General features: G+C 66.7%; 12 protein-coding genes. All 12 read left to right on the top strand.

What is annotated here, in order from left to right; genetic code table 11:
- Nucleotides 1-2,023, top strand: a 2,023-nt coding sequence (locus tag FJX73_06120) for a DUF4040 domain-containing protein (protein MBM3470350.1), incomplete at its 5' end; no start/stop codon positions are given.
- The gene (locus FJX73_06115) at nt 2,023-2,355 is read left to right on the top strand and encodes a Na(+)/H(+) antiporter subunit C (protein MBM3470349.1); all 333 of its coding nucleotides are present in this window, start codon (nt 2,023-2,025) and stop codon (nt 2,353-2,355) included. The genes FJX73_06120 and FJX73_06115, both read left to right, overlap by 1 nt.
- Nucleotides 2,345-3,805 carry a Na+/H+ antiporter subunit D gene (locus tag FJX73_06110; protein MBM3470348.1) on the top strand — a complete coding sequence of 487 codons (1,461 nt, stop codon included), beginning with the start codon at nt 2,345-2,347 and terminating at the stop codon, nt 3,803-3,805. Before FJX73_06115 ends, FJX73_06110 begins: the two co-directional genes overlap by 11 nt.
- Before the next feature lie 22 nt (nt 3,806-3,827).
- Nucleotides 3,828-4,181: a hypothetical protein gene (locus tag FJX73_06105; protein ID MBM3470347.1), complete on the top strand. Its 354-nt coding sequence runs from the start codon at nt 3,828-3,830 to the stop codon at nt 4,179-4,181.
- Nucleotides 4,178-4,441 (top strand): K+/H+ antiporter subunit F, encoded by a 264-nt coding sequence (locus FJX73_06100; protein MBM3470346.1) that lies wholly within the window; start codon nt 4,178-4,180, stop codon nt 4,439-4,441. Before FJX73_06105 ends, FJX73_06100 begins: the two co-directional genes overlap by 4 nt.
- Nucleotides 4,434-4,751 (top strand): Na+/H+ antiporter subunit G, encoded by a 318-nt coding sequence (locus FJX73_06095; protein MBM3470345.1) that lies wholly within the window; start codon nt 4,434-4,436, stop codon nt 4,749-4,751. Before FJX73_06100 ends, FJX73_06095 begins: the two co-directional genes overlap by 8 nt.
- A 100-nt stretch (nt 4,752-4,851) precedes the next feature.
- On the top strand, nt 4,852-5,745 hold the full coding sequence (locus tag FJX73_06090) for a MurR/RpiR family transcriptional regulator (GenBank protein MBM3470344.1): 894 nt from the start codon (nt 4,852-4,854) through the stop codon (nt 5,743-5,745).
- Nucleotides 5,746-5,750: 5 nt separating this feature from the next.
- The gene (locus FJX73_06085; GenBank protein ID MBM3470343.1) at nt 5,751-6,860 is read left to right on the top strand and encodes an ABC transporter ATP-binding protein; all 1,110 of its coding nucleotides are present in this window, start codon (nt 5,751-5,753) and stop codon (nt 6,858-6,860) included.
- Nucleotides 6,860-8,677, top strand: a complete 1,818-nt coding sequence (locus FJX73_06080; GenBank protein MBM3470342.1) for an iron ABC transporter permease — start codon at nt 6,860-6,862, stop codon at nt 8,675-8,677. The genes FJX73_06085 and FJX73_06080 overlap by 1 nt, the downstream gene beginning before the upstream one ends.
- Nucleotides 8,674-9,882 (top strand): ABC transporter substrate-binding protein, encoded by a 1,209-nt coding sequence (locus FJX73_06075; protein ID MBM3470341.1) that lies wholly within the window; start codon nt 8,674-8,676, stop codon nt 9,880-9,882. The genes FJX73_06080 and FJX73_06075 overlap by 4 nt, the downstream gene beginning before the upstream one ends.
- Nucleotides 9,855-10,661 (top strand): HAD family hydrolase, encoded by an 807-nt coding sequence (locus tag FJX73_06070; protein MBM3470340.1) that lies wholly within the window; start codon nt 9,855-9,857, stop codon nt 10,659-10,661. Before FJX73_06075 ends, FJX73_06070 begins: the two co-directional genes overlap by 28 nt.
- A complete protein-coding gene (locus FJX73_06065; protein MBM3470339.1) occupies nt 10,658-11,329 on the top strand; it encodes an HAD family hydrolase in 672 nt (223 codons plus the stop codon). Before FJX73_06070 ends, FJX73_06065 begins: the two co-directional genes overlap by 4 nt.

Here is an 11,329-nt window from a genome sequence, read left to right as displayed (position 1 = left end):
CCTGCTGGCGCGCCTACTGCCCGTGTTGGGCGGCACCGCGCTCTGGGTAGCCGTGGTTACGCCCGTAGGTCTGGCGACGCTGCTCGCGGGCGCGGCCCTGGCCCTGGTGCAGACCGACCTGAAGGGCCTGCTCGCCTACTCCACGGTCGGCGCGCTGGGACTGGCCACCGCGCTGCTCGGGTGGGGCACGCCTGCCGCCGCGGCCGCGGCCATGGTCTTTGTCCTGAACCACGCGGCGTTCAAGGGCACGCTCTTCCTGGTCGCCGGAGCGGTCGAGCACGAGACCGGCACACGGGTGATTGCCCGCCTGGGCGGACTGCGCCGGGCAATGCCGGTCACATTCGGTATCGCGGCGCTGGCGGCACTCTCGATGGCCGGCCTGCCTCCCTTCGGAGGGTTCCTCAGCAAGGAGGCGGCGGTAGAAGCCTTCCTGCGCGGTACCTGGAACGCGGGCCCCTGGATCGCGGGTTCGTGGTTCGGGGGTTCGTGGTTCGCCACCGGCGCCGTGATTCTGTCCGGAGCGCTCTCGCTGGCGTACGGCGCCCGGTACATGTGGGTCTTCCTGGGCAGGGCACCGCAACCACGTCGCGGCAAGGACCGTGCCGGTGCGCCGCTCCTCCGAACGCCTGAAGCCGTGCACGAGCCCCCGGTGCTGCTGTGGATGCCTGCCGGCGTCCTGGCGCTCCTGGCGCTTCTGTTCGGACTGGCTCCGCGCACTATCGAGCGCCTCTCGGCCCTTGCCGCGGCGGCGATCACCGGGGCACCGCAGCCCGTGGCCCTCTGGCACGGCCCGACGCTAACCGCGGCCGCGGTTACGACCGTTGCGCTGGCCGGCGGATGGCTGTTCTTCATCCTGCATCCCCTGGCGGAACGGCTGGAGCGAGGCGCGCAGTGGCTGAGCGCGGGACTGCTCTACGACCGGCTGTACGCTGCCACCCTGGATGGCTCGAAGTTCCTGACAGGGCTGTATCTCACCGGCCGCCTTCGTGACTACCTCGTCTACATAACGGGCACGGCCACGGCGCTCGTGGCCGTCGGGTTCCTCCGCACAGGGATCGCTGCACCCCTCCTCACCGGGGACCACGAACTCGGTCCCGCGATCACCGTGGTCGTGGCTATGGCCGCTGCGGTCGCGGCCGTGCGCCTGCGGCTGCTGCTGGGGGCCGTGCTGGCGCTGGGCGCGGCAGGATACTCGGTCAGTCTGATCTACCTGCTGCTCAGCGCACCGGACATCGCCATCACCCAGGCGGTCATAGAGACGGTTTCGCTCGTGCTCTTCCTGGTGGCGATTACCGCGCTGGGCAAGAGCGACGTCGGTTATCCTCAGGCCCGGCCGGTGTCCGACTGGATGGTGGCGATCGTGGCCGGTGGGGTCAGCGCGGTGATGGCCGCGATGGTTGCCGACGTGTCCGGGCTCCAGCGCATATCCGGCGAGTTCTTTGCGCACGCCGCCCAGGCCGGCGGAAAGAACATCGTGAACCTGATCATCGTGGACTTCCGCGGCTGGGACACAATGGGCGAGATCAGCGTGCTGGCCATCGCCGCGCTCGGGATCATCTCGCTGGCGCCATGGCGGCTAGCCGCGGCACGCCGGAAGCGGCGTGACGCGCAGGAGGGCGTGCCGCTCACCTCGCCGATCCTGCGCACCATCGCGCGCGTCGTCTCGCCGGTGATCGTGGCCTACGCGTTCTTGCTGTTGGCCACCGGCCACTACGGCCCGGGCGGAGGGTTCGTCGGCGGGCTGATGGTCTCAGCCGCGGTAGTGCTGCGCTCGCAGGCCTTCGGCGCCATCCTGCTGTCCCGCCGCTGGGACATCCTCATGGCGGTTGGACTGGCGCTGGCCGCGGGCTCGTCCGCCATCCCACTGGTCGTCGGGAAACCGCTGCTACAGCATACCCTGTTGGCGATCGGCACGTACCGGTTGCCGTCTTCGCTGATCTTCGACCTGGGAGTGCTCCTGCTGGTGGCGGGCTCGGTGCTCTCAGCGTTGCGCTCGCTGGTGGAAGCCGTGGAGGCAGGATAGTGTCAACCCTGGTCGCCGTGCTGGTCGGCGTGCTGGTCGCTTCCGGACTGTACCTGCTCATGGGGAAGTCGCTGCTACGCCAGATCATCGGCCTGGCGCTTCTCTCCCACGCCGCCCACATCACGATCCTGCTCTCGGCCGGGCTGCGCGGCGGGGTCCCCGTGATTGGGTCCTCTCCCGGCCCGATGACCGACCCGCTGCCCCAGGCGCTCATCCTGACCGCCATCGTCATCTCGTTCGGCGTGACCGCGTTTCTGCTGGCGCTGGGATACCGGATGCACCTCTTCGGCGGCGAGGAGAGACACGGCGAGGAGAAGCGCGATGACCGCTAGATTGATCGCCGCGCTGCCCACGCTGCCGATCATCATCCCGCTGCTGACGGCGATTCTCCTGATCGCGGGACCATCACGCCGCGCACAGCGGACACTGGGGCTGGCAGGCAGCCTGGCAACGCTTGCGGCCAGCATCGCGCTGGTCCTGCTGACCCGCGGCGGGCAGGTAATGCCGATCCAGGCCGGGGGTTGGGCCGCGCCCTACGGCATCACACTGGTGGCCGACATGCTGGGCGCGCTGATGGTGCTGATCGCGGCGCTGATCGGCCTGGTAGGGCTCGTCTTCACAGTCGCGGCAGGGCGCGACGACCGGTTCGTGCACGCCGGATGGCAGTTCCTGCTCACCGGCATCAACTGGGCGTTTCTGACCGGCGACCTGTTCAACCTGTACGTCGCCTACGAGGTCATGCTGATCTCGTCGTACTTCCTGCTGACCCACGGCACTACCCAGCGGCAGGCCCGCGAGGCGTTCGGCTACGTCGCGATCAACCTGGTGGCCTCGATGTTCTTCCTGTTCGGGGTCGCGTTGATCTACTCGGCCACCGGTACGCTGAACATGGCCCACCTGGCAGAGCGGGTCCCGCTTGCTCCGGCCGGAACCGTGCGCGCCGCCTCGATGATGCTGCTGGTGGCGTTTGGCACCAAGGCCGCGATCTTTCCCTTCTACTTCTGGCTGCCCCATGCCTACGCCATACCGCCCGGAGGCGTGGCAGCGTTCTTCGGCGGGATGCTTACGAAGGTAGGAGTCTACTCGCTGTTCCGGGTGTTCACGATCGTGTTCCCCAGCGGCGGCCCGGACCCGCTGCTTCTATGGTCGGCGGCTGGCACGATGCTGTTCGGCGTCCTGGGCGCCCTTGCCCAGGACACAGTTCGGCGGATCCTATCGTTCCACATCATCAGCCAGGTCGGATACATGATCATGGGCCTGGCGCTGGCCAGCCAGCTTGGGATCGCCGGAGGGATCTTCTACGTTCTACACCACATCGTCGTGAAGTCCGGGCTGCTCCTGGTCGGCGGAGCCATCCAGGAGACGCAGCGCACGGACCGGCTCGATCGGCTGGGCGGCCTGGCCCGTAACAACGGCGTGCTCGCGCTGATCTTTATGGTGTGCGCTCTCTCGCTTGCCGGGGTGCCGCCGTTCTCGGGCTTCTTCGCCAAGCTGCTGCTCATCCGCGCCGGGCTGGAGGTGCGTCAGTACGGCGTGGTGGCAGTGAGTATCATCGTCAGCGTCCTTACGCTGATGTCCATGCTGAAGATATACACGACCGCCTTCTGGGGCCCGGGAGAGCCCAGGCGCGCGCCGGCCCGGCTGGTCGCTCCAGCGGCCGCGCTCGCACTGATCACGATCGCCGTAGGGCTCCGGGCGCAGGTCCTATACTCGCTCACCTCGACAGCGGCAGCGCACCTGACCCAACCGGCCAGGTACGTCGGCACGGTGTTGAAGAAGTAGGAGCGCCGTGGAAGCGCCTGCGATGAGGAACCGGGAGATGGCGCCGTTTCGACGGATCAGGTCGGGGCTCATCTGGTTGGCGACGTTCATCTACCAGAACTTCGTCGCCAACCTCGCGGTCGCCGGATTGGTTGTGCTGCGGCCGCGTCTGCGGATCCGCTCCGGCATCGTGCAGGTGCCGCTGGACCTCAAGACCGACGCGGGCATTACAATGCTGGCGCACTCGATCACGCTCATACCGGGCACGATGACCGTGGACGTTGCCGGGGACCGATCCCATCTGCTCGTTCACGTGCTGGCCATGGACGACCCGGCGGCCACGGTGGACGAGATCAAGCGCACGCTGGAGAGACCGATTCGGGGGTTGCTTGAATGACGGCCGTCACGATCGCGCTCGCCATGCTCGTGGTCGCGATGGCGCTGTGCCTGCTGCGCATGGTACGGGGCCCGCACCTGGGCGACCGCGTGGTGGCCGGCGACACGATCGCCACGATCCTGATCATCCTGGTAACCGTGCTGGGAATGCGAGCCGGGACGCGGCTCTACGCGGACGTGGCCGCCGTGGTGGCCATCCTGGGCTTCATCGGGACCGTTGCCGCGGCGCGCTACGTGCGGGGGAGGCCTCCCATTGCGTGATACCGCGATCGCCGTGCTGCTGCTGGCGGGATCGAGTCTCTCGCTGATCGCCGCGCTGGGGCTGCACCGTTTCACAGACGCCTACGCTCGCCTGCACGCGGCCACGAAGGCGACCACGCTGGGGCTGGCGCTGGTGCTGAGCTCGGCGATCCTGGCGCACGGGACCGACGGAAGGGAGATCGTCACGCTGCTCTTCGTGCTGCTCACCGCTCCGGTGGGGGCGCACATGGTCTCAAAGGCGATGTACGAGACCGGGTACCGGCCGTGGGAAGCGGACGAGCAGGAGCCCGGCCGCCGGCGGCGCCGCTGATGCCGTGACCGGCAGGTAGACCGGGCACCCGCAGGCTCGCCTGAAAGAGCTCTTGCAATCCCCTTCATCTTGTAGGACTATCTTGCATGGAGGGGTGCGCGTGGAGTCGCTCGAGGGGTTCCGGCAGCGGCTGGAAGACCGATTCCCCGGGCTCACCAAGAGCCAGCAGCGCATCGCCTCCTACCTCCTGGACAACTACGACGAGGCGGCGTTCCTCTCCGCCGCGGCCATGGCCGAGCGCTTCAACGTCAGCGAGGCCACGGTGGTACGGTTTGCCAGGGCCGTGGGCTACAACGGCTATCCCGAACTGCGCCGCGTTCTTCAAGAGTTGTTCCGCCAGAAGGCGAGCCCGGCGGCCCGCCTCCGGCGCAAGCTGGACGACCTGAAGGGCGACCAGAGGCACCTCCTCACCAAGGTTGCCGAGATGGAAGTGCAGTACCTGACGGAGATGCTCCTCGGCGTGCGCCCGGCCGACTTCGACCGCGCGGCGAAGATTCTCTTGAAGGCGCGCAGGGTCTTCGTGTTCGGCATGGGCCCCTCGCGCATACTCGCCGACCTTGCCAAGATCCGCCTCCAGCGGTTCGGCGTGCCTGTCCGCGGCCTGACCAGTTCGGGCCGGGACGTACTGGAGGAACTTCTGCTGCTTCAGCGGGGCGACGCGGTGCTGGCCGCGGGCTTCCTGCGGGCCACCCCGGAACTCGTGGCCGTGCTCACCCACGCCCGATCGCTGGGCTGCCGCACCGTGTTCCTGACCGATACCCTGGGGCTGGCCTTCAAGCGCAAGGCCGACGTCGTGCTGGCCGCCCGGCGGGGGCCGGTCTCAACGTTCCATTCTATGACCGTGCCGATGACAATCCTGAACGCCCTGATTCTGGCCGTGGCCGTGGCCCGCCCCAAGCAAAGTCTGGACAGCATCAACCTGCTTCAAGAGCTGCGTGCCGCGTACGGCCTCGACATGCTGGGAAAGGGTGGGACAATACAGGCCCTGGAGTGACAGAGATGCGCCGGATCGAACTGCGCAACGTGAGCAAGCGCTTCGGTAAGGTAGTTGCCGTCAACGACCTCAGCCTCGTTATCGAACCAGGGAGCTTCCTCACGGTACTGGGCCCCTCCGGCTGCGGGAAGACCACGGTATTGCGCATGGTGGCCGGCCTCGAGGATCCCGACTGCGGGGAGATACTGATAGACGGCCGCCCCATCTTCTCGCACCAGCAAGGCATCCACGTGCCACCGTCGCGCCGGGGCCTGGGTCTGGTCTTCCAGAGTTACGCGCTCTGGCCCCACATGACCGTCTTTGAGAACGTGGCGTTCGGGCTGGAGCTGGCCCGGCTACCGGCCCAAGATATCAGCCGCCGGGTCGCCCGGGCCCTGTCCGACCTGCAACTGGCCGGGATGGAAGGCCGCTACCCACAAGAGATGAGCGGGGGGCAGCAGCAGCGCGTGGCCCTGGCCAGGATGCTGGCGCCCCGGCCTGGCATCTTCCTGCTGGACGAGCCCCTCTCGAACCTGGATGCGCGGCTGCGAATGGACATGCGCTCCGAGCTCAAGCGTCTCCACCGGGATACCGGCGCCACGGTCGTGTATGTCACCCACGACCAGCTCGAGGCGCTGACGCTCTCGACCCATGTGGCTGTCCTGAAGGAAGGGGTCTTGGAGCAGCTGGCGCCGCCCGACGTCGTGTACCGCAGGCCGGCCACCGTGTTCGTGGCGGACTTCATCGGGACCCCAAAGATGAACCTGCTTCCGGCGACGGTGCGCGGAGGGGGAGAGGCAGCCGTCCTGGACTTCGGCGCGTTCACCCTGTGCTACCCCAGTCCGCCTGCCCTGGAGCGCGTCATCGCCGGCATCCGGCCTGAGAGCATCATGCTCTACCTGGAGCCCCAGCAAGGCGCGGTGGAGTTCGAGACGTACTCGGTCCTGCCCGCTGGAGCGGAACAGATTGTCAACGTCCGCCGGGGTGATTTGATGTTCACCGTCCGCGAGACGCGGCCGGTGACGATCGAGATGGACCGCAAGGTGTGGCTCTCGTTTGTCCCGGCCACGTTCAACCTCTACGATCCGGCCACATCGCGTCTGTTGCCCGATGGTCGCGGAGGTCCGGCGCAGTAATGGCCGCGCTGAATCCGCCCTGGTCGTCCGCGCTGCATCCGCACCTGCGGCGCCTCTGGCGTGCGATAACGACGCCCAGGATCCTGCTATCGCTCGGCCTCTGCGCCGTGCTCATCTACCTGGTGGGGGTTCCACTCCTGCGGATCGCGTGGGCGACAGTCACGTGGCACCCCGAGGACGCGCGGGTGGCCAGGGGGTTCGAGGAAGGCGCGTTCACCCTGTTCCACTGGAAGCGCACATTCCTGGGTGCCGTGAGCAACGAGCTGGTCTACAGGCCGTTTCTCAACACGGTCGTCACGTCTGCGGGCGCGACCCTCATGGCCCTGCTGATCGGGTGCCCGCTCGCCTGGCTCCTGACCCGCACTGATCTGCCGGGGCGCCGACTGCTCAGCGGCCTTATCACGATCCCCTTCATCCTGCCCTCGTGGACCATAGCGCTGGCCTGGCTGGTCTTCTTCAGGAACTCGCGGCTGGGCGGAGCAGGCGGCCTGTTCGAGTACCTTACCGGCGTCGCTACCCCAAACTGGCTGGCCTACGGACCGGTCCCCATCGTCATCGCCATGGGACTGCACTACTACGCCTTCACCTTCATCCTGGTGTCGGGCGCGCTCGCCTCGGTTGACAGCCATCTCGAGGAGTCAGGGGAGATCCTCGGAGCGAACCGATGGAAGATCCTAAAGAAGATCACGCTCCCCCTGGTCCTTCCCGCGATCCTCTCGGCCTTCATCCTGACCTTCTCACGGTCACTGGGGACGTTCGGCACGCCTATCTTCCTTGGCAGGCCGGTGGGATACTATACGCTGGCCACCACCCTCTACAACAACCTCAGGATGGGCTTCAAGGCGTCCGCCTACATCCTGGCCGTGGTGCTGGTGGCGCTGTCCGCGCTGACGATCTATGGCAACCAGCGCCTCATCGGCACGCGCAAGAGCTTCGTCACGATCTCAGGCAGGGGCCTGCGCGTGCGCCTGACGCCGCTTCGCGGCTGGCGGTACCCGTTGTTGATCCTGGTGTCGGCGTTCGTCCTGGTCTGCGTGCTGGTTCCCCTCCTGCTCCTGGCCTGGCAGTCGCTCATGCTCGAGGAGAACAACTACAGTCTGGGCAATCTATCGCTGCACTACTGGGTCTCCCAGGGCGGAGACCGCCGCTACGCAGAGGGGGAAGCAGGCCTGCTGCGAAGCTGGCTCGTGCTTGGAGCCGCGAAGAACAGCATCGCGCTGTCAGTGATCACCGCGGTATTGGTGGGCCTGCTAGGCCTGCTCCTGGGGTACGCCATCGTGAAAGGACGCGGGACGCGGCTGTCGCGCGCGCTGGAGCAGATAGCGTTCCTGCCATATCTCGTTCCCAGCATCGCCTTCGGGGCGGTCTACATAGCGATGTTCGCATCGCCGCTCGGTCCGATCCCGGCGCTCTACGGCACCTTTGCGCTGCTGGTGCTGGTCTGCGTCGCCAAGAACCTGCCCTTCTCGTCGCGGACAGGGGTCTCTTCCATGCTCCAGGTGGGCCAGGAGCTCGAGGAGGCCGCGGTCGTGGCCGGCGCCTCCTGGACCGCGCGGTTCCGGCGCATCATCGTTCCCCTGACCCTGAGCGGGTTCGTGGCAGGGTTCCTGCTGACGTTCATCAGCACCATCCGCGACCTATCGCTCATCATTCTGCTGGTGACGCCGTCCACCCGGGTGCTGCCCAGCCTGATCTTCCGCTACAATGAGCAGGGCTTCACCCAGTTTGCCAACGGCATCGTGATAATCCTCGTCGCCCTGAGTCTGGCAGGTCAGTGGTTGATCCGCAAAATCGGAAAGAAGGAGGTCACCCAATGATCAGGCAGGTCCTTTCCCTGACGTGCGCTCTGACCATCGGCGTCCTCGTCGTTGCGCTAGCGGGGGCCACGCCATCCCTGGGCGCGCCCGCGATGTCCGAGGCCCAGCAGAAGTGGCTGAAGGATGCCCAACTGGGCCCACACTCGCCGGCGACGCACGACTGGGCAGCGATTGAGGCGGCGGCCAAGAAGGAAGGTAAGGTCGTCGTCTACTCGTCGTCCTCGCGCATTCCGGCGGCCGCCAAGAGCTTCGAGGCCGCCTATCCCGGCATCAAGGTCGAGGCCTTTGACATGGGCACCGTAGACGTGATCAGCAAGGTCAAAGAGGAAGCCCGCGCGCGCGTCCGAACCGGCGACGTGTTCTTCGCCGGAGATCCGCCCACGGTTATCTTCGAAATGGTCCCGAGACGGATGCTCTGGAACTTCGTCCCAAGCGAGCTGGTGGGGCTGATCCCAAAGGAGTTCCGTGAGCCGCTGCTCGTGCAGCGCCTGGGCACGCGGGTGATCATCTACAACTCGGAGGTGTACAAGACGCCTCCGATCAAGAGCTGGTGGGACCTGACCAGGCCCCAGTGGAAGGGCAAGGTGCAGATCAAGGACATCTTCGAGTCCGGCGAAAACCTGAGCATGATGGCCACCTTCGTCAAGCATGCCGATCACTTCGCGAGCTCCTACAAGGAAGCGTTCGGCAAGGAGATCACGCTCGACAAGGACTGCCCGAACGCCGCCTTCCAGTGGATAAAGGACTTCCTCAAGAACGATCCGGTCTTTGCCGGCAGCGACGGCGACGCGACCAGGGCCGTGGGCACGAGGGGACAGAAGGACCCGCCCCTGGCCACGGTTGACTACGCGAAGTACCGCGACGTGATGGCCGGGAGGTTCGTCTTCGAGCCCGCGCTGGACGTCAAGCCCGTCGGCGCGGTCTTCTACCAGACCTACCTGGGCATCATTGACCAGGCGCCCCACCCCAACGCCGCCAAGCTCATGATCCGGTGGCTGATGGGCGACAGCCGGGGCGGAAAGGGCTATGAGCCGTTCTTCGTGCCCGGAGACTACCCCGTGCGCACGGGCATGCTGGAGTTCCCCCGCGGGGCTGTGCCCATGGCCGTGCTGAAGACCAAGGCCTGGACCATTGACCCCATGTACGCCTACGAGCACGGCGCCAGGATCCTGGACTTCTGGGTCGCGAACCAACGGAGAAGATAGTGATCAAGGCCGTCGTCTTCGACCTGGGTGGCACGCTGGAGGAGATCTACTACGATGACGCCACCCGCCTGACCGCTGCCGGCGGCCTGCTTGAGATGCTGGCGGGCCGGGGGCTTGACCCCGGCCTGTCGGTGGAAGACCTGCGCGCCGCAGTGCTGTCCGGCATGGCGGCCTACCAGCGCTGGCGGGAGCAGTACCAGCGGGAGTTGCCGCCGGATCGCGTGTGGACCGAGTACGTCTTTCCCGACAACGGGTTGCCCCGGGACCGGCTGAGTGCCGAGGCAGAAGATCTGACCCTCTACTACGAGGACAATTTCTACGGGCGGGAGCTCAGGCCGGAGGCGCCCGCCGTGCTTGCCGAACTGCAGCAACGCGGCTTCCGCCTGGCGGTCATTTCGAACATCCTGAGTCTGGGGCTGGTGCCGCGGAAGCTGGCGTCGTACGGCATAGCCCGCTTCTTCGACCCGGTCGTCACCAGCTCGGGGTTCGGCTACCGCAAGCCGCACCCGCGCATCTTCCATGAGGCGGCATCTCGGATGGGGCTGCCACCGGAGGCCTGCGCCTACGTTGGCGATACCGTCTCCCGCGACGTGGCAGGTGCCCAGGGGGCCGGGTACGGGCTGGCCATCCAGATCCGGTCGTTCCTCACGGACAAGTCCGACGGCGATATGGAGGAACCGGCCCCTGACGTTGTTATTCGCGACCTACGGGAGATCATCGCGGTCGTGACAGGACCGATCGCGGGCAGGGGCAGGCAGGGGATCGTGAGGGAACCATGATCCGGGGCGTGTTCTTTGACGCTGCAGGCGTTCTCTACGACCGCAAGGTGCCCACGGGCAAATACGCGGTCCGGCTTCTCGCGGAGAGGGGCTACGACCGCGAGCCCACAGAGTCCGAACGCGTCCGCCTGCGGGCCACGCAGGCAAGGGCATCAACCGGCCAGATCAACGCGGGCGACTACTGGGACGAGTTCCTGCGCGTGCGCGGCGTGACCAACCCACAAGAGCGCAGGGAGCTCACCCGGCTAATCATGGAGCAAACGCACCAGGTTCACGGCCTGCCCGGAGCTCGAGACACCCTTGCCGCCCTGAAGAAGCGCGGCCTCGTCGTCGGGATCATTACCGACACCATCTATCCGCTGGAGTGGAAGATGCAGTGGTTGGCCCAGGCCGGGGTCGCCGACCTGGTTGACGCGGTCGCCTGCTCCAGGGTCGTGCGTGTACAGAAGCCGGATCCCGCGATCTACATGGAAGCGCTGCGGCAGGCAGGCCTCGCGCCGGATGAGGCGGTGTTCGTAGGCCACGATAGCCGCGAGATTGACGGAGCGCACGCGGTGGGGATGATCACCGTGGCTGTTCACCACGAGCCGTCGGTGTGGGCCGATTACTACATCGAGGCGCTGCCGGACCTGCTTGAGCTGCCCTTGTTCACGCTACCGCCGGCCTGA

The organism is Armatimonadota bacterium, assembly GCA_016869025.1.
In the GTDB taxonomy this organism is placed as follows: Bacteria; Sysuimicrobiota; Sysuimicrobiia; order Sysuimicrobiales; family Humicultoraceae; genus VGFA01.
Note: the sequence above shows the minus strand (reverse complement) of the source record. Positions and strands in the feature narration are given on the sequence as shown.

What these genes read in the sequence shown, in the direction of transcription:
- FJX73_06110 (MBM3470348.1), top strand. Translation starts at nt 2,345, where the DNA reads ATGACCGCTAGATTGATCGCCGCGCTGCCCACGCTGCCGATCATCATC.
- FJX73_06105 (MBM3470347.1), top strand. Translation starts at nt 3,828, where the DNA reads ATGAGGAACCGGGAGATGGCGCCGTTTCGACGGATCAGGTCGGGGCTC.
- FJX73_06100 (MBM3470346.1), top strand. Translation starts at nt 4,178, where the DNA reads ATGACGGCCGTCACGATCGCGCTCGCCATGCTCGTGGTCGCGATGGCG.
- FJX73_06085 (MBM3470343.1), top strand. Translation starts at nt 5,751, where the DNA reads ATGCGCCGGATCGAACTGCGCAACGTGAGCAAGCGCTTCGGTAAGGTA.
- FJX73_06080 (MBM3470342.1), top strand. Translation starts at nt 6,860, where the DNA reads ATGGCCGCGCTGAATCCGCCCTGGTCGTCCGCGCTGCATCCGCACCTG.
- FJX73_06075 (MBM3470341.1), top strand. Translation starts at nt 8,674, where the DNA reads ATGATCAGGCAGGTCCTTTCCCTGACGTGCGCTCTGACCATCGGCGTC.
- FJX73_06065 (MBM3470339.1), top strand. Translation starts at nt 10,658, where the DNA reads ATGATCCGGGGCGTGTTCTTTGACGCTGCAGGCGTTCTCTACGACCGC.